Raw genomic sequence first — 23,421 nt, forward strand, 5'->3', positions numbered from 1 at the left:
CCGGCCCCAAGTGCACACCCTCGTCTGAACCGTATTGAAATTTTTAAAATTAAAGGGAAGTTATGCCAAAGCGTAACGATCTAAAAACAATCCTGATCATCGGCGCCGGCCCCATTGTGATTGGTCAGGCCTGCGAATTCGATTACTCAGGTGCCCAAGCCTGTAAAGCGCTTCGCGAAGAAGGTTACAAAGTGGTGCTGGTCAACAGCAACCCGGCCACTATCATGACCGACCCGGAAATGGCCGATGTCACCTACATCGAACCCATCACTTGGCAGGTTGTTGAGCGCATTATCGAAAAAGAGCGCCCCGATGCCGTGTTGCCCACCATGGGTGGTCAAACTGCATTGAACTGTGCGCTTGATCTGGCCAAGCACGGTGTTTTGGCCAAATACAATGTCGAGTTGATTGGCGCAAAAGAAGAGGCCATTGAAAAAGCCGAAGACCGCTTGAAGTTCAAGAATGCCATGACCAGCATTGGTCTGGATTCTGCAAAAAGCGGTGTGGCCCATTCCATGGAAGAAGCGCTGGAAGTGCAGGCCCGCATTGCCAAAGAAGTAGGCAGCAATGGCTTCCCGGTCATTATTCGCCCCAGCTTCACCTTGGGTGGTACCGGTGGCGGTATCGCTTACAACGCCGAAGAGTTCGAAACCATTTGCCGCCGTGGCCTGGAAGCCTCGCCCACCAACGAGCTTCTGATTGAAGAAAGTCTGATTGGCTGGAAAGAATACGAAATGGAAGTGGTGCGCGACAGCGCCGACAACTGCATTATCGTGTGTTCCATTGAAAACCTCGACCCCATGGGCGTGCACACCGGCGACAGCATTACCGTAGCGCCTGCACAAACACTGACCGACCGCGAATACCAGTTGATGCGCAATGCCTCCATTGCCATTCTGCGCGAAATTGGCGTAGATACCGGTGGTTCAAACGTGCAGTTCTCGATCAACCCGGCCAATGGCCGAATGATCGTGATTGAAATGAACCCTCGCGTGTCGCGTTCGTCTGCCCTTGCTTCTAAAGCAACCGGCTTCCCGATCGCCAAAGTGGCAGCCAAGCTGTCTGTGGGTTACACCCTCGATGAGCTGAAAAACGATATCACTGGTGGTTTGACACCCGCGTCGTTCGAGCCATCGATTGACTACGTGGTTACAAAAATTCCACGTTTTGCATTCGAAAAATTCCCAACAGCCGATGACCGCCTCACCACACAAATGAAGAGTGTGGGCGAAGTAATGGCCATGGGCCGCACATTCCAGGAAAGTTTCCAGAAGGCCCTGCGTGGCCTGGAAGTGGGTGTGGACGGGTTGAACCAGAAAACAACCGATCGCGAAGTGATTGAGCGCGAGCTGGGTGAGCCCGGCCCGGAGCGTATCTTCTATGTGGGCGATGCTTTTGCCCAAGGCTTTAGCCTGGAAGAAGTGCACCAGCTGACCAAGATTGACCGTTGGTTCCTGATCCAGATTCAAGACATTGTTGAAACCGAACTTGAACTGGAAACGAAAACCCTGGCCGATTTGACTGAGCCGGTTTTGCGGCTGCTCAAGCGCAAAGGTTTCTCCGATCGTCGTTTGGCCTATTTGCTGGACGTGTCCGAAGCGGAAATTCGCAAGTTGCGCCACCAGCACAATGTGCGCCCCGTGTACAAGCGCGTGGACACCTGTGCGGCCGAATTCAAAACCGGTACGGCCTACATGTATTCCACTTACGAAGAGGAATGTGAGGCTGCGCCTACCGACAAGAAGAAAATCATTGTGCTGGGTGGTGGCCCCAACCGCATTGGCCAGGGCATTGAGTTCGATTATTGCTGCGTGCATGCTGCCATGGCACTGCGTGAAGATGGCTATGAAACCATCATGGTCAACTGCAACCCGGAAACAGTTTCAACCGATTACGACACTTCCGATCGCCTGTACTTCGAGCCATTGACGCTTGAAGACGTGCTGGAAATTGTGGCCATCGAAAAGCCTGTCGGCGTGATTGTTCAATACGGTGGCCAAACGCCATTGAAATTGGCGAAGTCACTCGAAGCCAATGGTGTACCCATTATCGGTACCAGCCCTGAAAGCATCGACATCGCCGAAGACCGCGAGCGTTTCCAGAAGTTGTTGACTAAGTTGAACCTGCGCCAGCCGCCTAACCGCACCGCGCGCACTGAAGCCGAAGCCATTGCCCATGCCCAGGAAATTGGTTACCCCTTGGTGGTGCGCCCAAGCTATGTGCTGGGTGGCCGTGCCATGGAAATTGTGCATGAGCAGAAAGACCTTGAACGCTACATGCGCGAAGCCGTGAAAGTAAGCAATGACAGCCCTGTGCTGCTCGACCGCTTCTTGAACGACGCGATTGAAGTAGACGTGGATGCCTTGTGCGACGGCCAAACCGTGATGATCGGCGGTGTGATGGAGCACATTGAACAGGCTGGTGTGCACAGTGGCGACTCGGCTTGCTGCTTGCCCCCGTACAGTCTGTCGGCCGACATGGTGACTGAATTGAAACGTCAGTCCGAACTCATGGCCAAAGCCCTGAATGTGATCGGCTTGATGAACGTGCAGTTCGCCATTCAAAACGACACCGTGTATGTGCTGGAAGTAAACCCCCGCGCTTCACGCACCGTGCCTTATGTGTCCAAGGCGACGGGCAAGCAATTGGCCAAAATTGCAGCGCGCTGCATGGCGGGCCGTACTTTCGCAGATCAAGGCATCACAGAAATTCCAGTGCCCAAGTACTTCTCAGTGAAAGAAGCCGTGTTCCCGTTCGTGAAATTCCCGGGCGTTGACACCATTCTTGGCCCTGAAATGAAGTCGACTGGTGAAGTCATGGGCGTGGGCCGTACATTCGGTGAGGCTTTTGTGAAGTCGCAACTGGCTGCTTCAGTCAAGCTGCCCGAGGGCGGTACAGCCTTTATCAGCGTGAAAACCGAAGACAAGAAGCACACCGTGAAGCTTGCCAAGGGTTTGATCGATCTGGGCTTCAAGATTATTGCAACGCGAGGCACGGCAGCGGCCATTGCTGAAGGTGGTATTGAATGCACCGTGGTCAACAAGGTGCTGGAAGGTCGCCCGAACATTGTCGATATGCTGAAAAACGGTGAAGTCCAGTTGGTGGTGAACACGGTTGAAGAGCGCCGAAGTGCGATCAACGACAGCCGTTACATTAGAACCACTTCACTGAGTTCTCGTGTTACGATCTTTACAACCATGGCAGGTGCATTGGCTTCAGTCGAGGGCATGAAACACCTCGGCGCAATGGACGTTTACAGCGTTCAAAGCCTGCATGCGGAACTCTCCGCTTAATCTGCCTGTCTGAACCTTTAAGCCGTCTCATAGCAATGTTTGCTATCAGGCGGCTTTCCATTTGCAGGAACAACTGAATTTATGGCCACTATTCCATTGACCGTCAAGGGTGCTGAAAAGCTGAAACAAGAATTGCACCGCCTGAAAACCATTGATCGCCCCGCAGTGATCAATGCCATTTCCGAGGCGCGCGCGCAGGGCGATTTGTCCGAAAACGCCGAATACGATGCAGCCAAGGAAAAGCAGGGTTTTATCGAAGGGCGCATCAAGGAAATTGAAGGCAAGATGAGCAATGCGCAGATCATCGACCCCACCAACGTGGACGCCGAAGGCCGCGTGGTGTTCGGTGCCACTGTAAAACTGGAAGATATTGAAGCCGGCGCAACTGTTGAGTACCAAATTGTGGGCGACGATGAGGCAGACATCAAGGCTGGCCTTATTTCCATCTCCAGTCCGATCGCACGTGCCTTGATTGGCAAGTACGAAGGCGATGTGGCCCATGTTCAGGCTCCAGGCGGTTTGCGCGAATACGAAGTGCTGGAAGTGAAGTACATTTGATGTTGAATCAATAAAGGAGTGCAGGAACAATGACTTGGCGCGGTTTTCGGGGTGCGGAACTGGCGTTCTGGGCAATTTGGCTCGGGGCTTTGTGGTTCATGGCCATTCTGGTTGCGCCAGGTTTGTTCAAGTGGTTGCCGCGCCCTGAGGCTGGATTGGTAGCCGGCCGGTTGTTTTACATGCTGGCCCTGTACTCCCTGGTGAGTAGCGCCGTATTGCTGGCCTTGTCAAATTTTGCTGGCGAGTTGCGGGCCAGTTTTCGGCTCAGTGGTTTGATGGCTGTTATTTTGGCAGTAAGTGTAATTGAGCTGGCCTGGCTTCAGCCCTACATGAATACCCTGCGTGCGGCCATGGCTGATTTGCAAGGTGACGAGCTGGCGGCCATGCGCAGCCAGTTCGGCAATATGCACGCCATTTCAAGCGTGCTGTATTCCGTCAAAATGATTGGGGCTTTGGTGTGGGGCCTGAACCGGTTTGGTGTCAAACCGGTTTCGACTTCAGTAGGATAAATCAGGCCTTCGACGCAAACTGACGCTTGGTTTGGCGCGGTCCCTTGGGTTTAGGTCGGCTTTTGGCTTTGGCTTTTTCGGAGTCTTCTGCTTTGGGGCGGAACAACACCAGCAACTTGCCGATGTGTTGAACCAGGGCTGCGCCAGTTTCATCGCAAATGGCTTGCGCATATTCAAGGCGTGCTTCCCGGTCGTCGCCCGCAACGCGTACCTTGATCAGGCCGTGTGCGTTCAGGTTCATGTCGATTTCTTTGACAACGTTGGGTGTTAAGCCCTTGTCGCCGATCAAAACTACCGGATCCAACGCATGGGCCTGGGCTTTAAGCGCCTTTTTCTCGGCGGGTGTCAGGGTTACAGCTGTGGTGTCCGTCATATTAATTTTTCACTCGGTTGGGTAATCGGTGGCTAAAAAGAAGAAACTCAATAAAAACTGGTTGCATGACCACATCAACGACCCTTACGTGAAAATGGCCACGAATGCGGGTTATCGAGCTCGCGCTGCCTTCAAATTGAAGGAAATCGCAGAGCCGGAAGGATTGTTGAAGCCGGGCATCAAGGTGGTCGACCTGGGCAGTGCGCCAGGAAGTTGGTCGCAGGTGCTTCGGGAAGCCTTGGTCGGGCCCGGTGGTGTCATCAACGGCCGTATTATCGCACTGGATCTGCTTCCAATGGAACCAATTGCAGGTGTTGAATTCATTCAAGGGGATTTTCGCGACGAAGCGGTGCTAGAGGACCTGAATCAACGCTTGGGTGGCGAAAAACTGGATTTGGTGGTTTCTGACATGGCCCCCAATCTTTCCGGTGTTGCCGCGGCCGATTCAGCCCGCATTGAACATGTGTGCGAGCTTGCCATTGATTTTGCACTGAATCACCTCAAGCCCAATGGAGCCCTGATCGTGAAGATTTTTCATGGATCCTCTTACAGCAATATTGTGCACCAGATGAAGCAGGTGTTTAAAAGCGTATCGCCGCGCAAACCCAAGGCCTCGCGAGATCGTTCTCGTGAAACCTTTTTGCTTTGCAAGGGTCTTAAATAGGTATTTTGCAGCATCATGATCCAAGTGATTGCGATTGTTAATCCACACCATGAAATAGTGTGATGGCGTATTTCATTCGCTTGGGTTTAAAATGGACATCCTGTCCCCATTTCCCTAGGGTGGTGGCAGAGTCCTCGAGGAGAAGTGGCATTGAATAATTCGTTTTCCAAAGCAGCAGTTTGGTTGGTTGTAGCGCTGGTGCTCTTTACTGTGTTCAAACAGTTTGAAGGGCAGCAAACACGCTCCAACGAAATGACCTATTCCGAGTTCATGCAGGATGCGCAAAATGGACGCATCAAGAGCGTGATCGTTGAAGGCCGCACCGTGCGTGCCCTCACCACCGACGACCGTGAGCGCGTGGTGTATTCACCCGGCGACATCTGGATGGTGGGTGATCTGCTGAAGTACGGTGTGCAGGTGCGCGCCAAACCCGAAGAAGAACCCTCTTTGTTGATGAGTCTGTTCGTCAGCTGGTTCCCCATGATCCTGTTGATTGGCGTGTGGATTTTCTTTATGCGTCAAATGCAGGGCGGCGGCAAGGGCGGAGCGTTCAGCTTCGGTAAAAGCCGTGCCAAGTTGCTGGATGAAAACACCAACCCGGTTACTTTTGCAGACGTGGCCGGTTGCGACGAAGCCAAAGAAGATGTGCAGGAAATGGTGGATTTCCTGAAAGATCCCACAAGGTTTCAGAAGCTGGGTGGCCGAATTCCGCGTGGTGTACTGATGGTGGGTTCACCAGGTACCGGTAAAACCTTGCTGGCCAAGGCGATTGCGGGTGAAGCCAAAGTACCTTTCTTCGCGATTTCCGGTTCTGATTTCGTTGAAATGTTTGTGGGTGTGGGCGCAGCCCGTGTTCGTGACATGTTCGAACAGGCGAAGAAGCAGGCACCTTGCATTATTTTCATTGACGAAATTGATGCGGTGGGGCGCCAGCGCGGTGCAGGTTTGGGTGGCGGTAACGACGAACGCGAGCAAACCCTGAACCAGATGCTGGTTGAAATGGACGGTTTTTCGACCGACCAGGCGATTATCGTGATTGCGGCCACAAACCGCCCCGATGTATTGGATCCAGCGTTGCTGCGCCCAGGTCGTTTTGACCGTCAGGTGGTGGTCAGCCTGCCCGATATTCGTGGTCGCGAGCAGATTTTAAAAGTGCACATGCGAAAAATTCCAATGTCGCCCGATGTGAATGCATCTGTGTTGGCGCGTGGTTGCCCTGGTTTTTCAGGCGCAGATTTGGCCAACCTGGTGAACGAAGCTGCTTTGTTTGCTGCACGTCGAAATGGCCGTGTGGTTGAAATGAACGACTTTGAAAAAGCCAAAGACAAAATCATCATGGGCGCCGAGCGCCGCAGCATGGTGATGCCCGAAGAGGAACGCCGCAACACGGCTTACCATGAGTCGGGCCACGCTGTGGTTGCCAAGTTGATGACAAAAACCGACCCTGTGCACAAAGTGACCATTATTCCGCGGGGCCGTGCTTTGGGTGTGACCATGCAGTTGCCCGAAGGTGACCGCTACAGCATGGACAAAGAACGCATGCTGTGTACCATTGCTGTGCTGTTTGGTGGTCGTATTGCTGAAGAAATTTTCATGAACCAGATGACCACTGGTGCATCGAATGACTTTGAGCGTGCAACAGCCATTGCCCGCGACATGGTGACCCGTTACGGCATGACCGAGGCTCTTGGCCCCATGGTGTATGCCGAGAACGAAGGCGAGGTGTTCCTCGGCCGCTCAGTGACCAAGACCACACACATGAGCGAGCAAACCATGCAAATGGTGGATGCTGAAATTCGCAAGATCATTGATTCCCAGTACAAAGTGGCTTGGGACATCCTCGATCAAAATCGCGACAAAGTACACGTTATGGCCAAGGCCTTGTTGGAATGGGAAACCATTGATGCCGATCAGATCAACGACATCATGGATGGCAAGGACCCTCGCCCGCCGTCAACTGGCGGTAGCACACCTCCTGCGGGTGGCAGCCCCAGCTCCAGTGGTGGCGGTGGCGAGAAGGTTGCTCCTTCGCCTCAGCCTGCACCTGCTGCAATGAGTGTGAAAGCGGATTAATTTTCGCCTGGTTGTTAAAAATGAAAGCCGTTGGTTTTGCGACCAACGGCTTTTTTGTTGCTTGCTTCGGAGTTGGGTTATGGCGAGGCTTGGGTGCTACGTCACCAAGCCTTAAGCAAGTCTTTTGATTGTGGCGCGGCGTTGGTGTGGTCGAGACCTGGGTACTGTGCCACCTTGCCTAAGCAATGCTTCTGATCCGGCTTGATGCTTCTGGCTTGGGGCATGCGAAACGCTTAAGCGTCTTCGCATCGGTTCCTAGCGGAACCGCCCCGCGCTACGAAGCCGCCGGGAAGCCTTGCAAAGCCGGCAAGGCGGCACAGCGCCCAAGCCTCGCCCGAACCAACGCCAGCAGCGCCAACGCCCGCGCTAGTAGGCCAGTAAGCCAGTACGCTAACTCCGTTGCCAGTGCGCTCAGGGCCGATACCCTCGCAGCGCCGATCAAGAAAACCTGCCCTTGGTGTTGAATTAACCGTCCGTTCGGCGAGGCCGAAAGCGCAGCCCGCCCGCTGTTTAGCGGGTGCGCTTAGGGCGGTTAATCAATAACAAGGGGGTATTCAGGTTTTCTGGCGAGAGAGGGTATGCACCTGAGCAAGCTTGGACAAACGGGTGCGCACCTGAGCGGGCTAGGCTAACGGATAAGCTGTGAGCACAGCAGGCGAACTAAGCTGCTGCTATGCCGTAAAATACCAGCACAGCAACTCACAAGGCAGCACATGGTTCGCACTTGGAAAGCAGGTCGTTTCGAGCTTACCTACACCCACGGCAAGCCCCTGATTATGGGTATTGTGAATGTAACCCCCGACTCATTTTCGGATGGCGGTCGGTACAACCAAACCAGCCTGGCCATTGAGCATGCCCGCAAGCTGGTGGAGCAGGGCGCGCAAATTCTGGACATTGGCGGGGAGTCGACCCGCCCAGGTGCGCAGGGTGTTGATGCCGACGACGAATGGGCGCGTGTTGCAGAGGTTCTGAAAGAGTTGATGAACTGGAATGTGCCCTTGTCCATCGACACCATGAAAGCCAATGTGATGGCGCGTGCCGTGCATTTGGGTGTGGATATTTTGAACGATGTGAACGGTTTTCGGGATGCGGGTGCGGAGGCGGTGCTTGCGCAGTCGAATGCAGGAGCGGTGGTGATGCACATGCAAGGCGAGCCGCGAACGATGCAAAAATCGCCCCAGTACACCAATGTGGTCAGCGAGGTTGAGGGGTTTTTGAACCAACGCATGGTGGCGCTTGAGCAGACAGGTGTGCAATCCAGCCGTGTTCTTGTTGACCCTGGCTTTGGTTTTGGCAAAACACTGCAACACAACATTGATTTGCTGAAAGCAACGCCCTTGTTCTCTACCTTCGGTGCGGGCGTGTTGGTGGGCGTATCGCGCAAGCGCATGATTGCGGAGCTAACCGGGCAAGCCGACCCGGGTTTACGTACTGCGGGCTCGGTGGCTGCGGCTACCTATGCGGCGCAACATGGGGCGGCTGTGTTGCGGGTGCACGATGTGCGTGAAACTGTGGAGGCTTTGAAAGTGGCCTTCGCCTTGAATCAATGATGCAGGCTGCCAGCGTGCTCAAGCTGCCCACGATTTTCGTGAGTGTCGCTGCGTATTGCGAGCCCCATCTGCATTTGACCATTCATCAATTGTTTGCCAAAGCAACTTATCCGCAGCGAATTTATGTGGGTTTGGTTGATCAGTCCGAGCAGCTGAACCCGGCATGGTTGAGTCAGTTTCCTGCGCGCAAAAACATCAACTATGTGGGATTGTCGCCTGTTGATTCCCGCGGGGTAAGTTGGGCGAGGTCGATCGCTTTTTCTTTGTACAACGATCAGGATTATTTGCTGCAAATTGATTCTCATACTTTGTTTGATCCAGCTTGGGATGAATTGTTGATTGATCAACTACAGCAACTGCAGGCCGCGCACCCAAAGCCTTTAATTAGCACATACCCCCCAGGTTTCCGGTTCGATGGGCAGGGCAGGGCGGTGGCGGATGAACCTTCAAAATCGGATGAGATATTTTTCATTGAACGCGACCCTGGCAGTGTGTTGACGGCAGATCGAGCGGTGCTGCAGTTCCGGGTGGTTCGCAAGCGGACTGAGCCGCCCGAAGTGACCCACCTTCCCGGTTTTCATGTGGGGGCCTGTTTTCTGTTCACGACCGGCGATTTTACCCAGCAGGTGCCGTACGACCCCTATCTGTATTTTCGGGGTGAGGAGCAAAGCCTGTCCCTGCGCGCGCATGCGAAGGGTTATCAGGTGTTTCACCCCCGGCACAATCTGATTCCGCTGTATCACCTGTATAAAGAAGTGGGCCGAGTGGTTGAAGGCCAGCATTGGCACCCCGACATGGAGGCCAAGCGCCACACCGCTTTTGGCTGGTTGCAACAGCGCTCCAACGAACGCACCAACGCGTTGTTCACGCCGGGCGCTGATTTGGGGGTGTACGGTATTGAGAACCCGGCGCACCTCGAAAGCTTTTGTAAATTAAGCGGGATCGATTACCTGGGGCGCAGCGCAGTTCCCGTAAAATCAGACCTATAAACATTATTCACCTATATTGCAGATATTCCATGAGCAGACAATATTTCGGTACCGATGGCATTCGCGGCACAGTGGGACAAAACCCCATGGTTCCCGATTTCGTGTTGCGTTTGGGGCAAGCCGCGGGCACGGTGCTGGCCAAACACGAAGGCGATGGAAGGCGCCCGCGTGTGTTGATTGGCAAAGACACCCGCGTGAGTGGCTATTTGCTGGAAAGCTGCCTTGAAGCGGGCTTTACGTCGGTGGGTGTAGATGTAGTGATGGTGGGGCCCATGCCCACTGCGGGTGTGGCCTATTTGGCACGCGCCTTGAATATGTCGGCTGGCGTGGTGATCAGTGCGTCCCACAACCCTTACCAAGACAATGGCATCAAGTTTTTCTCGGGTGAGGGCACCAAATTGCCCGATGCCTGGGAAATGGAAATTGAGGCACAACTGGCGCTGAATGCGCCTTGTAAATCGTCGGAAGAGTTGGGCAAGGCCAAGCGCTTAAACGACGCTGCGGGCCGCTACATCGAATTTTGTAAAGGCACCTTTCCCCGGGACAAACACCTGCGTGGTTTGAAAATTGTGGTGGATTGTGCCAATGGTGCAGCCTACCAAATTGCGCCTGCGGTTTTCCGTGAACTGGGGGCCGATGTGGTCGTGTTGGCCGATCAGCCCGATGGTTTGAACATTAACCGTGGTGTGGGTGCCACCTATCCTGATTTCGTGGCCAGGGCTGTGTTTGAACACAAGGCCGATTACGGTTTTGCGCTGGATGGCGACGCGGACCGCTTGATTTGCGTCGATGGTAGCGGCCGAATTTACAACGGCGATGAGTTGTTGTTTGCCTTGGTGGCCGAGCGCTTGCACATGCAGGGCAAGGTGGACGGCGTGGTGGGCACTTTGATGAGCAACCTGGGGCTTGAACTGGCCTTGAATAAACTGAATGTGGGTTTTGAGCGCGCCAAGGTGGGTGATCGCTATGTATTTGAAAAACTGCAGGCCAATGGCTGGCAGTTGGGGGGTGAAAGTTCAGGGCATTTGTTGGTTCTTGACCGCCATTCCACTGGTGACGGCATTGTGAGTGCCCTTCAGGTGCTGCGCGCTGTGCGCAACCTGGGCATGCCCCTGGCCGACATTTTGAAGCCCGTGGCCATGCTGCCACAGGTGCTTAAAAACGCCCGTTTGCCGGTTGGGTACGATTGGGCCAACGATGTGAAAGTGCAGGGTGTATGTGAGGCTGTGAAGGCTGAGTTGGGTGGCAATGGTCGTTTGTTGATTCGTCCTTCTGGCACCGAGCCTGTGTTGCGCGTGATGGTGGAAACGGCCGACAAATCGACAGCCAATCGCCTGGTCGATTCCATTCTTGAAGCCTTGCCCAAAGCCTGATTCAGCTTTACTCAGCTTGCCGGAAGCGTTACCCAACTGCACACCTGTAAGTCTTTTACAGAGTGTTGAAGGTAGCGCCCCTGCCGAACTTCATACCGACCATATTGAAAGGTGACGCCAGCCGCTTGTTGTTGGCTGGCGTACTTCAGGGCTGAATCCAGATTGTTCTCGTGCGGCAGGTTGAGTGGCGAGTAATTTTTCGGATAACCCTCCAGGTAATAGCCTTGCGCTGTTTGAATGGTGGCGCGCTCGCCCTTCAAGCGATTGAGGTTCAATCGCAGATGCGTGTCGCTGGCACCGCCGCCGGTTTGGCAAGACACGATGTCATAGCCCATCAAAATCAGTTTTGAGATCAGCCGATGAATGGTCTCGCTGTCAGATAACTTGTTGGATTCAAAAATAATTTGATGCGGCCATTGTTCGGGTTTCGCATCGCTGAAAAAGTCATTCAGTATGACTGCATCATGGCCTTCGGTGTCGACCTTGAGCATGAACACCCCGTCAACTTCGTGTTGTTTAAAAACGGTTTGCAGTCGAAGGCACGGTACTGCCTGGGTCACCAAAACTTCTTCTTGGGCCAAGCCTGTTTTCTGAAGGTGTTTTGTCACTGTGGGGTGAGGTGCGCCGATTGAATTACAGCCGCGAAGCCAGTTGGGCAGTTTGTGTTTTGCCAGAGTTTGAGGTGGTATGAAATAGACATTTACCGAGCCTTCAACATTGGAGATGGCCGCGTTGATTTTTTTACAGCCTGGGCGATTTGGAAGGCGGTCGATGTAAAGTGATATGGGATCAATGGACAGGCCGCGCGTATTGGGGCCAGCCGCCTGAATCAGGGTGTTGAAGTCGGAGGTGCCAATTTCAATGAAGTCCAGGAACATAATGTTTTCAGTCAGATTTCAGTAAAGAAATGATGCAAATAAAAGAAATATGCCGATATTTGCCGAGCCAGGTTTTCAGTGTAATCAAGCCTGAACCGCATTCGCTCTGCTTGCCCGGATTGTTGGTATTTTTAATCCTTGCGCAGTCTGCGTGGGCCAAGCCTCACCCCAAAGCACTTTACACCCACAGTGTGGCTGAAGGGGTGTTCAGGGTTTTCTACACCACCGAAGGCAAACATGCCGTTCCTCCAGATGACCGGAATGGCAATGGGGTTCCCGATCGAGTAGACGATATTTTTGTGCAACTAAAGGCTGCGGATTGGTTATATCAAACCCAGCTGAATTTGGTTCCGCCTTTGAAACACCCGAGATACGCTCAAAGCGATGGAATCGAGGTGCATATTCAGCACTTCGACCAGGGTACAGGCCTTGCGTTTGATGAGCCCACCAAACCCAACTGGTACGAGGGTCAGTCCTCCAAGGCCTTTACGCTGAAAATAAAAATTGGTTCACAGGTGGACCCTCGCCTGAGCACCACGCCCGCCCATGAACTGTTCCATGTGTACCAATACGCCTATTCGCCCTTTAAAACCAAGTGGTTTACCGAGGGTATGGCCAGGTGGCTGGAGGAGCCTTTTTCCCGGCAAACCCAGTTTGCAGTGCCGCCCTCGCCATCCACCTGTCGGGAGTTGACTGGTATGGCTTACAACGCGAATGGGTTTTTTGCCCAGCTTGCAGAGCGGCAAGTGAGCGGGTTTGATCGGGCAGCCATTGCCGATGAATATCGGCAGTTTGTGTATTCAGATGGCAGCCCGGCGATCAGAAACCGATCGGTTTTCAAGTTTCGCCCAGTTAAAACATGGCTGGAACGTGCTGCTGAGTTGGGAGCGAAGGAATCGCGCAAACTCGGCGTAGTTGAAGGCAAATGGCCTGAGCCCCTTCAACGCAGCGCCCAATTTGACTTAACGCTGTGTGAGGCCTTGACGAAACCTTGAAATCAACATAAAATTCCGCTTCTTTGTCGGGGCATAGCGCAGTCTGGTAGCGCATCTGGTTTGGGACCAGAGGGTCGAGGGTTCGAATCCTTCTGCCCCGACCACCGAATTTAAAGGATGTTCTATCCTTGTCCAGTGGGTGCTTTCTACCCATTCGCGTGTGCGAGTTACAATGCAAATTCTGCCCGTAGCTCAGTTGGATAGAGCATCGGCCTTCTAAGCCGAGGGTCGGGGGTTCGAACCCCTCCGGGCAGGCCAAGAATTTAGTACCGGTTTACGGTGGCGGTGTTAGCTCAGTTGGTAGAGCAATGGATTGTGATTCCATGGGTCGTGGGTTCGAGCCCCATACATCGCCCCAACAATATCAAGGACTTAGCGCTGTAAGGTGCTAGGTCCTTCTTGTTTCTTGCCTGCATTATTCTCGACAGAGAAATTTCCTCACTGGCCATTTATTTGGAAATTTGCCTTTTAGTCTCCACCCATCAGTATGCGGCTGTGACAAGCCTGTGACAAATTCTGTGACAAGTTTTCTGTCACAGACGTTTCGTGAGTATCGACCTATCTTTGACACATGTTTATCTGTCACATAAGAAGAAATTCAACTTGGTGGCAGTGTTTAACGACAAGTAACCTCTGAAACGAAGCTTCCGCTAATCGCCCGAGGCGGACGTTGGAAGGGCCCTGTGGAAGTTCTTGGTTATTAGTAAAAGTGTACTTCGGTACCTAGACGGTAGCCGCTGATGAACTGATCTTCAGAATCGGGTCGCAATTTTACCGTTTGGTGGCGAATAACTGGGATTTATTTTTCATGTTGTTTATGTGATGCTTAGCGTGCATTTGAAATAGTTAAGTTAAAGAAATAACTTTCGATGTTCGCATCAATTAATCTCGCCGTTATTGTTCGATAAATCAAGTTAGGCATCGGAATGACCAGTGAAGCACTCCAAACCCAATTCAATACATTAGTCGGAGACGCAACTCGACTGCGCATTGCACTCTTGGATCAACTCGAAAGTCTCTTCTCAACCAATGGAGTCACGCTGGGCGTTCCAATGGAAGGACGCGTTAAGTCATGGACCTCTATCGCCGAGAAGATAGAACGAAAGTCCCTCAAAATACAGAATCTTCAAGACTTAGACGATTTCGTCGGCCTTCGAATCATTCTGCTATTTCTGCCCGATGTAGTGCGCGTTAACGAACTACTTCACGCCACGTTCAACGTACTGAGTACAGAGGACACATCGATTCGCCTGACAGAAAGTCAGTTCGGCTATCAATCCCGTCACTACATACTGAGACTCCCTGAACCGTGGCTGCGCGTTCCGAGTTTTGCAGGGCTTGGACATCTGAAAGCGGAGATACAAGTACGTACGCTAGCGCAGCATATCTGGGCCGCCGCGTCACACAAGCTTCAATACAAACATGAAGCTACGGTACCTCCGCCACTAAAGCGCTCGATACACCGAGTTTCCGCCTTGCTGGAGACTATCGATCTAGAGTTTGAGCGGCTTCTTGCTGAACGAGCCTTGTATGTAGAGGCGGGAATTTCCAAACTGGATCCGTCTGAACCCCTAAATGTCGATATTGCCCGGTCGGTGCTCTCCGACATGCTCCCACCACAAAACCGCAACGGCGACGAAAATTACGCAGAATTGCTCAATGACCTTTTTCACTTCGGTATAAATACCGCCGACGATTTGCGGGAGCTACTAGCCAAGCACATTACTGAGATCCTCGTTGCTGAGGCAGAGCGTGTTAACCAGAGTGAACAAGACGAGGAGTATTTCGGCACTACACCCGAGCGAGCCGCTGCCGGCGTTTTCTTCACTCATGTTGGCCTGGCTAGGCAAGCGCTCTCTGAGGAGTTTGGATACGAAATAGTCGGTGATTGGATCCGTTCAAACATGGCGCTCGATGACTAACCCTTTAATCGAAATGACGTCACTCGGCAAGCCGAGAGATTCCTCTCCTCTCAAACGCTATGTCTCAGGTGGGGTTCATGGACTTTAATCCTTGTGATAATTTCATTCTCATTGACTCCTGTGTATTTGATGGCGGAGACTTTGAGCATTAGCGGACTTCTCAAAGGGCTATAGATCTTCTCGAAAAAACAAGATAAAAGTCATGCTCATGTAATCTGTGGTGAGTGAAATTAGAAACCATTCGTTCAACCAAAAGCAATGAGGCATACTGCCGTGACATCAAATCCTCTGATGCTTATTCGCTGTTGCCTCTTGATTTTGCAAACTCTTGCATTGGGTGCCTGTACCACAATCTCCGTTACATCTTCTGAAGGGCATACGAAGATAGAGAGGTCATTTGGCTTCGCCGCGGTCTCAGTTGCACCTGAGGCCACGCCGGTAGTTATTCAGATGACATCCATCGGATTATCATCTGGTCCGGCTGGTCACTCTGTGGGATATTCCAATCAGGAAATAACAATTTTTAATGATGATTGTCGAGTTATATTTTGGGTAAAAGATAAAAACCAAGCCAAGGCGGTACTTGAAGTCGTTAGTAGAAACAAGAGTATTTGTGTACACACCTCTGAACAATAGGAGATTTAAATGAACTATTCAACTTTCATTGTCGCGACTTGCGTCATCTTATCAGGCTGTGCTACTACTGAGAATATGCCTCTTGTATTTGGACAAACCCAGACAGTCGGCATAACAATTAGCGGCTCCGCAACTGATCAGGGTGCTGAATTTACCTTAGGTTATAAGGATAAGAACTTTGCAATTGTTCCTGTTACGGTAAAACAAAAAGATGGTAGTTCAACTCAGGTTCGCGCCCAAGCCACGGCTAGCCATGAAGATGCATTATCAGTCTTGGGACAATTTGAAGTTACATCGAGCACTAACAATAACAACGTCGGGCTTGGAAAGTTTTTTGCCACGGGTAATGCTGCAAAAACTCTTGCTGATGGTTTTAGCGCAAAGCTTAGTGGCAAAGATGTAAAACAGGAAACTTCCCAAAACCTTGGACCTGAAGAACCTAGAACCCCAGAGCCTCAAAAGTGAGATATCGGTTGGGATTTGGCTTGGAGTTGAACCATGAAGGAAAAAGAAATCATGAAACAACGCAGGCGGAAGATTTCGCCAACCACGCCAACCACGCCAACCACGCCAACCACGCCAACCACGCCAACCACGCCAACCACGCCAACCACGCCAACCACGCCAACCACGCCAACCACGCCAGCCACGCCAGCCACGCCAGCCACGCCAGCCACGCCAGCCACGCCAGCCACGCCAGCTATACCAGCTACACCTGCAATGCCGGACACCCACGTCGTATAGGGCATCTTGACAATTTCTTCGCCCTAACTCCGCGATCAACACGGACCTTACGCATAAAGCAGCGTTTGGCTTACACTTATGAGAGGCTAGAATTCCCTTGGTTAGGAAAGCCCAATAGGTACACAAAAAATGCCAACTCAATTAAGCCATAGACACCACTATGTACCTGAGTGGTATCAGCGCCGATTCTTGCACTCTGGGGCAACCGCTTTCAATATACTCGACCTTCATCCCAAGCAATTTCGAGATAACAGGGGTGTAGTTAGAGGTACAAGCGCCTCAATTCTTAATAAGGGGCCAGCTGCATGGTTCTTTGAAAAGAATCTCTACAGTACAAGAGTTTTCGGAACGCCAAATGACGATATCGAGACCTATCTCTTTGGAGCCATAGACAGGAAAGGTCGACGCGCAATAGATGCATTTCTAGCAGAGGACTGGAATACCGTACACAAAACCTACTGGCAAATGTTCGAGTTTTTAGATGCTTTAAGACTTAGAACACCCAAGGGGTTGGCATTTCTCAGAGCAATCACGAAATCTCGCAACCATGAAGCTCTTTTATTCGAAATGCAGAGACTTCGAAAAATGCACTGCCTAATGTGGGCAGAAGGTGCTCGGGAAATTTTGTCTGCAGAGGATTCCGATGCGAAATTCATTTTCACTGATCATCCAGTCACTTTTTTCAATCGCCACGTCTTTCCAGCAGATCCAGCGATCCCACCCCATTTGGATCCATTACAACATTGGCAAGGTACGCAAACGCTGTTTCCTTTCGACAGCAATCGCTTATTCGTAATGACCCACTATGAATGGGCACGAAATCCGTTACCTAAGAATGCCCGCAAGTCTCGCACGAACCCAAGGTTGTTCGATAACAGCATGGTTTGGTATCACGACACAATACGGAATCGATCACTTAATGCAGAGCAGGTCAGAGAGGTTAACTACATACTGAAAACACGAGCAAAACAGTATGTTGCTGGAGTTAAAGTGGACGACCTATTTCCCGAGCGGCAGCTCAAAACAAGGATGTGGAACAAGCTCGGTAAGTTTCTACTTCCCTCTGGCTATGAAATTGCCGCGCAAGTTGGGTATACGGTCGTCGGGAAGGATGATGGTACCTTTTATTTTCAGGATGAATTTGGGCGACGACCGCAGTCCAAGGCAGAGTACGAAGTAGAAGTTGCTAGGGCAAAACGTATGGAAGCTCGCTTAAAGAGGTTAATCAGAGAACATGAGGCAAAGCGGGCTAAATAGCTAAGGCCATAATCTGCCCCATGGGAGTAAGAGTGAAGGGTGTTGCATGTTTGTATTGAGTGCAAAAATCTGATGTGATAAGCGGAAAAGGCCTAACTGTTTTGTCAAGCTGACGCCAAAAGCCGCGCTTTGGGCTCCCTTCAGTCACTTCGCTCCTTACGGCGTAGCTTACCGCGGGCGTTATCTTTCGCAAAAAATTAAGCATCGGAGTTTTTAAGTGGCAAATACAGGGAAAGAATACGAAATGTTCGTAGGAAATTTACAGCAAGCACTACTTAATGCCGAAAATATTACTACGCAAAAGAATATTAAGGTTGAAGTAGACAAAAAGATCACCGACAGTTGCGGAATTGATAGGCAGTTCGATATTTATTGGGAATACGAGCTTGGTGGCCTTACATATAAAACTGTCATCGAGTGTAAGGACTATGCGTCAAAGGTATCTATGGATAAGATAGATGCATTGATTGGAAAAATTCGTGACATCCCAGATCTGAAGGCGGTATTTGCAACCAAGAAAGGGTATCAGTCTGGTGCTAAGAATAAAGCCGAAAAAAACAAAATCGACCTTCTAATTGTTCGCGAGCAAAATGATACCGACTGGACATATGATGACGGCACGCCACTAATCAAAAAAATATGCATTAACATGCATTTGTTGATACCCGCGTATATTCATAAGTTTGAGCCTGTTTTGGATAGTGAATGGATCAAAGCCAATAATGATATTGCTACTGAATCACTAATTAATTTTTCAGGCTTAAATAATGAGATATTTATAGAAGACCTAATTGAAAATGAAAGATATTCCCTTCATGAGCTGGCTAGTAAGTTATCGGAGCAGGAAGGGAAAGAGTATGGTGTGTTTAAAAAGACCGTAAAACTTGAAAAGGCTTTTATATATCATCAAGATATCAAACTTAAGTTAGTCGGCTATAAAATCGAATATTCCGTATCAAAGCCTATAAATGAGCTGATAGAAATGGACTTCTCTAAGGAGCTTGTTGGTGTAGTTGAGTATCTGCAAAAAGGTACTAAGAAATCCATCTTCAGAAATGGGATAATTAAATGAGCCAAAAGACAACAAACTCGCAAGTCAGGACGCTCGCAAGCTTGTGCCTATTACGCTGGTGTTATAAGCCATTGAGGTTTTGAGTGGTTAATGATATTCAGGCGATAATTCAGAAGGCTGAAGAAACGCTCCAAACTGCTCGGTTTGGTTACGAGGATCTCACCTCCGGAAACCGTTACCGGAGATATACGGGCCTCCGGAACTTGGTCGTTTTTGGCCGGTCGGTGACTTTCGTAATTCAGAACCTTAAAACGCCTGTTGGTTCTGATCGGTTTGATGCTTGGTATCAACCGATACAAGAAAAAATGAAGTCAGATGTTCTGATGAAGTATTTCGTCACGCTGAGAAACGAAATACTCAAGCAGGGAAAACTCCCGCTCAGCACATCCGCCTCAGTTAACTTTTCATCTTCTGACATGGCAAAGTTGGGAACGCCTCCCCCAGGAGCCAGTGGATTTTTCATTGGAGATCAAACTGGCGGCAGTGGGTGGGAAATCGAATTGCAGGATGGGACAAAGGAAAAGTATTATGTTGAACTCCCCGAGAGCATAGCTAAGGTTCGGCAGCACTTCAGTGAATTGCCGGTTCCAAATGATGACGATTTAAAGAAAAAGTCTATCGAGGAGCTTTGCGAATATTACCTGAAAGAACTTGAGGGGGTCGTAGATGAGGCACGGAAGACCTTTTTGGGTGAGGATACTCAAAGCGCCGGAGGGAAGAGGCTTCCGCCTTATTTGAGAATAGTTAAATGACTTATAACCAGTGCATGCAGGGGATGCTTCTGACGTCGCGCTCCTGATGCAAGCTTCACTCGAAGTCGGCTCGCGACCACTTTGGATACCTTCCGATTAGATAGTTTCACGACCGTATTGGCTGAAAAGTCGCCATTCATCTACTCAGATAGCTTAGGATCCATTGGCTGTGTAAGCGCCTCAGAGTCGACCCTATTCTTTCCTGTCCCACTCACTCCAAAACCCACCGCATGAAAATTCACTTCATCACTGCTCGAAACAAATTGCCTTAACGAATTCAAATCCTGATTCTTTGGATCTAACCACTCAGTCCAATACTCTTTCGAAATCATCACTGGCATGCGGTCGTGAACCTGTTTCAGTTTCTCGCAAGGCTCGGTTGTAATGATCGCAGTGCTCATGACAAGCTCACCACTTATTTTGTCGATCCAGTGATCACAAACACCAGCCATCGCGAAATAGGATGTTTCATTGGGGTAAATATAAAAAGGCTGTTTGCGGCTGCCACTCCCCTCAGGTGGTGCTTGCCATTCATAGTAGCCGCTTGCTGGAATTAAGCAGCGGAACTTTTTGAAAGCTGTTCTAAATGATGGTTTTTCATGAACAGTTTCTCCGCGTGCATTGTTCAGTTTTGCACTGCCAGTTTTATCTTTAGCCCAATGGGGAATGAGCCCCCAAATATGGTTGAGAATGACTCGTTCGCCTTCGCGATTTATTCTTACTACGGGTACCTTTGTGGTGGGAGCAATGTTGTAGCTGTTCTTGAATTGACTTTCGTCTTCGGTATAGCGTGCATCGAAATATGCGGTTAACCGGGAAACTGGTCCTTCAAGGACATACCGACCACACATACGATTAGTCCTTCGTCCTCTCCAATAGAACATCTACTTCGCAGTCGAAGTAGTCGCACAACTGCTGCAGCACCTCAAGATCAATTCTCTCGGCGGTCTCGTGATACAGCCTGGTCAACGTCCCTCTGTTGATACCAGTGTCCCGTGCAACATCAGTAATTTTCTTCTTGTGTTCGCCTAAAAGTCGCGCGAAGTGGATTCGCATGATGCTCCTTGAATACAAAATGATCTATAGAAGATCAAAAAGACTTGCAAAAGATCAAAATTTATGCATAATGATCTACAGGAGATCAAAATAATCTTTAGAAGGTCTTAATGGTCTCCTATTTTAACCATTAAAGGAGCAATCATGGCAACTTATTTGACGACAGAAGAGCTATCTGCTCGCATCAAGTACGACATTCGAACCATCCGCGATCGCCTGAAAGATTCAGTTTTGATCGAGGGGCGTCATTATTTTCGACCCTTCGGAGGGAGGAAGATTTTGTTTATCTGGGAGCAGATTGAGCAAGATATGTTCTCAGCAGCCTCCTTGGCATCGGCTATTCCCATGACCGCTTCAAGGAGTATGTGATGTCACATATTCGTGTACGACCCGAGACTGGACTGCTTTACTTCGACTTTCAGTATTTGAAAGTGAGGTGTCGTGAACAGTCTAATTTGAAAGATACGCCCGAGAATCGCAAGCTCATGGAGCGCGTGATGGCTGGAATCGTTGCTGAGATTAAAAAAGGTACTTTCCGGTATAGATCAGCCTTTCCGTCAAGCAGAAATCTGGAAAAAATCGAGGCCCTCGAAACTGAGCAATACCAGCCAACTTCGCCAATGGTTTCCATTCCAATGGCCAACCAGTCGGTGCGCCAAGCGGTTGATAATATTTCCTCATCAGGTCATCCCACCTTCACTGAATTCGCTCAGAAATTCATCGAAGAAAACGAGTCGTTGTGGAAGCGTTCGAACATTCGCACCAAGCGGGACATCTTGGAGAAATGGTTGATCCCACAGTTTGGAAAGAGGGTGATCAGCAGTATCACCAAACAGGACCTTCTGGAATTTCGCTCAGTTCTCGCCAAAGCCCCGGGCAAAAAACCAGGAACAACAATGTCAGCCTCACGGATCAATCATGTGATGACGTCTGTGAAACAGGTCTTAGATGAAGCCGCTGATCGATTCAACTTTACCACTCCGTACCAGAATATCAAACGGATGCGGATCAAAAAGACGGATGTCACACCCTTCACCATTGAAGAGGTGGAGATGATCATCAAGTACTGCCGCGAAGACTTTCGGGATTACTTCACGGTGAAGTTTTTCACGGGCATGCGCCCTGGAGAAATTCACGGTCTGAAGTGGAAGTACATCGATTTTGAAAAGCGCCTGATCACCATTCGCGAAACCATTGTGGATGACTATGAGGAAACGCCAAAGACCGCGGATTCCAACCGAGATATCCAGATGGCGCCACAGGTGTATGAGGCCCTCAAAGCCCAATGGGGAGTTACAGGCACGAAGTCGCCCTATGTATTTGCCAATTGTAACGGCGGGCCACTGACCAACCGCAACATGAGCAACCGTGTGTGGTACCCCATGCTGCGCTCACTGGGATTGAAACTCCGCACCCCCTATCAAACCCGGCATACCTTCGCCACGTTGATGCTGGCCGCAGGTGAGTCACCGGAGTGGATTGCATTTCAGATGGGGCATTCCTCCACAGAAATGCTGTTCAAGGTGTACTCACGCTATGTACCCAACTTGACCCGTCGTGATGGCTCAGCCTTTGAGCGCATGTTGGCGGCGAACCTAGGTCCGGGTGTTGCTCCGCCGGTTGCTCAGACTTCCGTGGTGGTGGCGGAAAAGCCTTCCGTGTTGGCGGTTACCAAGCCATTACAGCCACCCCAGTCACTTCGGGTACCCACAGCGTTGGACCTTGCGTCCACTCCAGTGAGTAACGAAAAACCTGCTTCCAAACCCGCCATTCAAAATCCATGGCTGCAGATGTTTGAAAGCTACCAAAACAATAAATCAGAAGGAGAACAACAATGAAAATCTACAACCTCATGCCCATCTTCACTTCTCGCAATATCAAGAGCCTGATCGCCAAGGCGCATGCAGCGCTTGGCTCCACAATTGGGGATGTGGCCGTGCCACTGACCGTGCCCGCGATTCGGGAATTCAACAGACCATTCACCGGTGCTTTGTTTGGGTTGAACGCACCGCAGTTCACCGCATCTCGCGGGGATATTTGCCTGGCCAAACAAGGATTCGTCAAAGCGCACCAATACGACGGTGAAGTACAACACGCCACTGTCTTGGTGCCGGTGTATTCCTCCTCGGACAAACTGTACAAAGGCATGATTACGGTGAATCTTGCCTGCCGTGGTGAGAACACCTTGCAAGATTGCCCTGCGGTGCAGGTCGACCCCAAGGTGTGGGCCAAGGCCGAATGTGTTGATCACACCGATGGCAATGGTGATTTGGGCGGCAAGACCTATTGGGTGTCATGCATGGACCCGGTGGATGAAGACCCACACTTCAATCCTTTTGATTACGCGCAAGCGGTGCTTCCCAAACGCATCAAGTTGGAAGGCACGGGGGATTTCCTCATTACAGCGAGCCTTTGCGCATTTTTAAGCGAAGTGTTTCGGCATCTTGAACCCTGTGATCGTGCACTCTTGCTGGAGATCTTGGGGCAAGAAGGTCGCTTGACCAAGTTTTTGCAGTACGCAGCTTCTACGCGCAGTCACCACCACACCGATCACGGGCTGTTGGTGCACACAGCCGAAACAGTGGCCCATGTGCTGCTCACTGCTATGGAGAATTCCGAGCTGGATAGCACCAAGCTGGAGAAGCCCAAGCTGGATTCCTCGCAAGAAAAGTCCGAGGCACACAACCCACCCTTTGATCTGAGCCTAACCCTCTTGGCCGCGCTGCT

The 23,421-nt window shown here is 50.8% G+C and carries 23 protein-coding genes and 3 tRNA genes; 21 read left to right on the top strand and 5 right to left on the bottom strand.

All coding sequences use genetic code 11. From position 1 onward, the window contains the following. Positions 1–62: 62 nt before the first annotated feature. The 3 genes from carB to LMED105_RS16315 all read left to right on the top strand — a co-directional run bounded on the left by carB (position 63) and on the right by LMED105_RS16315 (position 4,360). A complete protein-coding gene (gene carB, locus LMED105_RS08795; protein ID WP_008250339.1) occupies positions 63–3,293 on the top strand; it encodes a carbamoyl-phosphate synthase large subunit in 3,231 nt (1,076 codons plus the stop codon). Positions 3,294–3,374: 81 nt separating this feature from the next. After that, positions 3,375–3,851 (top strand): transcription elongation factor GreA, encoded by a 477-nt coding sequence (gene greA / locus LMED105_RS08800; RefSeq protein WP_008250341.1) that lies wholly within the window; start codon positions 3,375–3,377, stop codon positions 3,849–3,851. Between the two features lie 29 nt (positions 3,852–3,880). Beyond that, positions 3,881–4,360: a DUF4149 domain-containing protein gene (locus LMED105_RS16315; protein ID WP_008250349.1), complete on the top strand. Its 480-nt coding sequence runs from the start codon at positions 3,881–3,883 to the stop codon at positions 4,358–4,360. A 1-nt stretch (position 4,361) separates the two neighbouring features. Here LMED105_RS16315 and yhbY read toward each other — a convergent pair whose 3' ends face one another. Then, positions 4,362–4,733: a ribosome assembly RNA-binding protein YhbY gene (yhbY, locus tag LMED105_RS08810; RefSeq protein WP_008250351.1), complete on the bottom strand. Its 372-nt coding sequence runs from the start codon at positions 4,731–4,733 to the stop codon at positions 4,362–4,364. Positions 4,734–4,761: 28 nt separating this feature from the next. Here yhbY and LMED105_RS08815 point away from each other — a divergent pair, with 28 nt between their 5' ends. The 6 genes from LMED105_RS08815 to glmM all read left to right on the top strand — a co-directional run bounded on the left by LMED105_RS08815 (position 4,762) and on the right by glmM (position 11,382). Then, positions 4,762–5,397 (top strand): RlmE family RNA methyltransferase, encoded by a 636-nt coding sequence (locus LMED105_RS08815; RefSeq protein WP_008250353.1) that lies wholly within the window; start codon positions 4,762–4,764, stop codon positions 5,395–5,397. Between the two features lie 150 nt (positions 5,398–5,547). After that, on the top strand, positions 5,548–7,470 hold the full coding sequence (gene ftsH, locus LMED105_RS08820) for an ATP-dependent zinc metalloprotease FtsH (RefSeq protein WP_050771198.1): 1,923 nt from the start codon (positions 5,548–5,550) through the stop codon (positions 7,468–7,470). 185 nt (positions 7,471–7,655) lie between these two features. Beyond that, the gene (locus LMED105_RS16795) at positions 7,656–7,934 is read left to right on the top strand and encodes a hypothetical protein (RefSeq protein ID WP_156799614.1); all 279 of its coding nucleotides are present in this window, start codon (positions 7,656–7,658) and stop codon (positions 7,932–7,934) included. A gap of 249 nt (positions 7,935–8,183) precedes the next feature. Next, a complete protein-coding gene (folP, locus tag LMED105_RS08825) occupies positions 8,184–9,020 on the top strand; it encodes a dihydropteroate synthase (protein WP_008250357.1) in 837 nt (278 codons plus the stop codon). Continuing rightward, complete coding sequence (locus LMED105_RS08830; RefSeq protein ID WP_198006826.1) at positions 9,020–10,009, top strand: GlcNAc-transferase family protein; 990 nt, start codon at positions 9,020–9,022, stop codon at positions 10,007–10,009. Before folP ends, LMED105_RS08830 begins: the two co-directional genes overlap by 1 nt. A 29-nt stretch (positions 10,010–10,038) precedes the next feature. Further along, a complete protein-coding gene (gene glmM, locus LMED105_RS08835; protein ID WP_008250361.1) occupies positions 10,039–11,382 on the top strand; it encodes a phosphoglucosamine mutase in 1,344 nt (447 codons plus the stop codon). A gap of 11 nt (positions 11,383–11,393) precedes the next feature. On the opposite strand, the gene LMED105_RS08840 is transcribed toward glmM, so the two are convergent. Then, on the bottom strand, positions 11,394–12,260 hold the full coding sequence (locus LMED105_RS08840; protein ID WP_008250363.1) for an FkbM family methyltransferase: 867 nt from the start codon (positions 12,258–12,260) through the stop codon (positions 11,394–11,396). 110 nt (positions 12,261–12,370) lie between these two features. Here LMED105_RS08840 and LMED105_RS16320 point away from each other — a divergent pair, with 110 nt between their 5' ends. The 6 genes from LMED105_RS16320 (at position 12,371) to LMED105_RS17010 (ending at position 16,278) form a co-directional block, all read left to right on the top strand. Further along, the gene (locus LMED105_RS16320) at positions 12,371–13,255 is read left to right on the top strand and encodes a hypothetical protein (RefSeq protein WP_156799615.1); all 885 of its coding nucleotides are present in this window, start codon (positions 12,371–12,373) and stop codon (positions 13,253–13,255) included. Positions 13,256–13,282: 27 nt separating this feature from the next. Beyond that, positions 13,283–13,359: transfer RNA gene (locus tag LMED105_RS08850), tRNA-Pro, on the top strand. Positions 13,360–13,436: 77 nt separating this feature from the next. Continuing rightward, positions 13,437–13,513 (top strand) — tRNA-Arg (locus LMED105_RS08855). Positions 13,514–13,537: 24 nt separating this feature from the next. Then, positions 13,538–13,613, top strand: a tRNA-His gene (locus LMED105_RS08860). A gap of 568 nt (positions 13,614–14,181) precedes the next feature. Further along, complete coding sequence (locus LMED105_RS08865; protein ID WP_008250367.1) at positions 14,182–15,177, top strand: GTP pyrophosphokinase family protein; 996 nt, start codon at positions 14,182–14,184, stop codon at positions 15,175–15,177. 645 nt (positions 15,178–15,822) lie between these two features. Further along, positions 15,823–16,278 (top strand): hypothetical protein, encoded by a 456-nt coding sequence (locus LMED105_RS17010; protein ID WP_008250369.1) that lies wholly within the window; start codon positions 15,823–15,825, stop codon positions 16,276–16,278. On the opposite strand, the gene LMED105_RS17015 is transcribed toward LMED105_RS17010, so the two are convergent. Further along, complete coding sequence (locus tag LMED105_RS17015; RefSeq protein WP_083797147.1) at positions 16,269–16,562, bottom strand: hypothetical protein; 294 nt, start codon at positions 16,560–16,562, stop codon at positions 16,269–16,271. The two genes, LMED105_RS17010 and LMED105_RS17015, sit on opposite strands and share 10 nt — an antisense overlap. A 124-nt stretch (positions 16,563–16,686) precedes the next feature. Here LMED105_RS17015 and LMED105_RS08880 point away from each other — a divergent pair, with 124 nt between their 5' ends. The 3 genes from LMED105_RS08880 to LMED105_RS08890 all read left to right on the top strand — a co-directional run bounded on the left by LMED105_RS08880 (position 16,687) and on the right by LMED105_RS08890 (position 19,638). Beyond that, positions 16,687–17,814 (top strand): DUF4238 domain-containing protein, encoded by a 1,128-nt coding sequence (locus LMED105_RS08880; protein WP_008250371.1) that lies wholly within the window; start codon positions 16,687–16,689, stop codon positions 17,812–17,814. A 217-nt stretch (positions 17,815–18,031) separates the two neighbouring features. Then, positions 18,032–18,886, top strand: a complete 855-nt coding sequence (locus tag LMED105_RS08885; protein ID WP_198006828.1) for a restriction endonuclease — start codon at positions 18,032–18,034, stop codon at positions 18,884–18,886. Between the two features lie 83 nt (positions 18,887–18,969). Continuing rightward, positions 18,970–19,638: a hypothetical protein gene (locus tag LMED105_RS08890; protein ID WP_008250373.1), complete on the top strand. Its 669-nt coding sequence runs from the start codon at positions 18,970–18,972 to the stop codon at positions 19,636–19,638. A 140-nt stretch (positions 19,639–19,778) separates the two neighbouring features. Here the strand turns inward: LMED105_RS08890 and LMED105_RS08895 are convergent, their stop codons facing one another. Together LMED105_RS08895 and LMED105_RS08900 are read right to left on the bottom strand one after the other, a co-directional pair. Further along, a complete protein-coding gene (locus tag LMED105_RS08895; RefSeq protein ID WP_008250374.1) occupies positions 19,779–20,489 on the bottom strand; it encodes an SOS response-associated peptidase in 711 nt (236 codons plus the stop codon). Positions 20,490–20,493: 4 nt separating this feature from the next. Continuing rightward, complete coding sequence (locus LMED105_RS08900; protein ID WP_008250375.1) at positions 20,494–20,694, bottom strand: helix-turn-helix transcriptional regulator; 201 nt, start codon at positions 20,692–20,694, stop codon at positions 20,494–20,496. A 144-nt stretch (positions 20,695–20,838) separates the two neighbouring features. On the opposite strand from LMED105_RS08900, the gene LMED105_RS08905 reads away from it, so the two are divergent. From LMED105_RS08905 to LMED105_RS08915, 3 genes are all read left to right on the top strand, one after another. Next, positions 20,839–21,063, top strand: coding sequence for a hypothetical protein (locus LMED105_RS08905; RefSeq protein WP_008250376.1), 225 nt, complete (start codon positions 20,839–20,841; stop codon positions 21,061–21,063). After that, a complete protein-coding gene (locus tag LMED105_RS08910; protein WP_083797148.1) occupies positions 21,063–22,532 on the top strand; it encodes a tyrosine-type recombinase/integrase in 1,470 nt (489 codons plus the stop codon). Before LMED105_RS08905 ends, LMED105_RS08910 begins: the two co-directional genes overlap by 1 nt. Next, the coding region (locus tag LMED105_RS08915; RefSeq protein WP_008250378.1) for a hypothetical protein at positions 22,529–23,421 on the top strand (893 nt) is incomplete at its 3' end. The genes LMED105_RS08910 and LMED105_RS08915, both read left to right, overlap by 4 nt.

This window comes from Limnobacter sp. MED105, from assembly GCF_000170915.1.
In the GTDB taxonomy this organism is placed as follows: domain Bacteria; phylum Pseudomonadota; class Gammaproteobacteria; order Burkholderiales; family Burkholderiaceae_B; genus Limnobacter.

What these genes read in the sequence shown, in the direction of transcription:
- carB (WP_008250339.1), top strand. Translation starts at nt 63, where the DNA reads ATGCCAAAGCGTAACGATCTAAAAACAATCCTGATCATCGGCGCCGGC.
- greA (WP_008250341.1), top strand. Translation starts at nt 3,375, where the DNA reads ATGGCCACTATTCCATTGACCGTCAAGGGTGCTGAAAAGCTGAAACAA.
- LMED105_RS16315 (WP_008250349.1), top strand. Translation starts at nt 3,881, where the DNA reads ATGACTTGGCGCGGTTTTCGGGGTGCGGAACTGGCGTTCTGGGCAATT.
- yhbY (WP_008250351.1), bottom strand. Translation starts at nt 4,733, where the DNA reads ATGACGGACACCACAGCTGTAACCCTGACACCCGCCGAGAAAAAGGCG.
- LMED105_RS16795 (WP_156799614.1), top strand. Translation starts at nt 7,656, where the DNA reads ATGCTTCTGATCCGGCTTGATGCTTCTGGCTTGGGGCATGCGAAACGC.
- folP (WP_008250357.1), top strand. Translation starts at nt 8,184, where the DNA reads ATGGTTCGCACTTGGAAAGCAGGTCGTTTCGAGCTTACCTACACCCAC.
- LMED105_RS08830 (WP_198006826.1), top strand. Translation starts at nt 9,020, where the DNA reads ATGCAGGCTGCCAGCGTGCTCAAGCTGCCCACGATTTTCGTGAGTGTC.
- glmM (WP_008250361.1), top strand. Translation starts at nt 10,039, where the DNA reads ATGAGCAGACAATATTTCGGTACCGATGGCATTCGCGGCACAGTGGGA.
- LMED105_RS08840 (WP_008250363.1), bottom strand. Translation starts at nt 12,260, where the DNA reads ATGTTCCTGGACTTCATTGAAATTGGCACCTCCGACTTCAACACCCTG.
- LMED105_RS08865 (WP_008250367.1), top strand. Translation starts at nt 14,182, where the DNA reads ATGACCAGTGAAGCACTCCAAACCCAATTCAATACATTAGTCGGAGAC.
- LMED105_RS17010 (WP_008250369.1), top strand. Translation starts at nt 15,823, where the DNA reads ATGAACTATTCAACTTTCATTGTCGCGACTTGCGTCATCTTATCAGGC.
- LMED105_RS17015 (WP_083797147.1), bottom strand. Translation starts at nt 16,562, where the DNA reads ATGCCCTATACGACGTGGGTGTCCGGCATTGCAGGTGTAGCTGGTATA.
- LMED105_RS08880 (WP_008250371.1), top strand. Translation starts at nt 16,687, where the DNA reads ATGCCAACTCAATTAAGCCATAGACACCACTATGTACCTGAGTGGTAT.
- LMED105_RS08895 (WP_008250374.1), bottom strand. Translation starts at nt 20,489, where the DNA reads ATGTGTGGTCGGTATGTCCTTGAAGGACCAGTTTCCCGGTTAACCGCA.
- LMED105_RS08900 (WP_008250375.1), bottom strand. Translation starts at nt 20,694, where the DNA reads ATGCGAATCCACTTCGCGCGACTTTTAGGCGAACACAAGAAGAAAATT.
- LMED105_RS08905 (WP_008250376.1), top strand. Translation starts at nt 20,839, where the DNA reads ATGGCAACTTATTTGACGACAGAAGAGCTATCTGCTCGCATCAAGTAC.
- LMED105_RS08910 (WP_083797148.1), top strand. Translation starts at nt 21,063, where the DNA reads ATGTCACATATTCGTGTACGACCCGAGACTGGACTGCTTTACTTCGAC.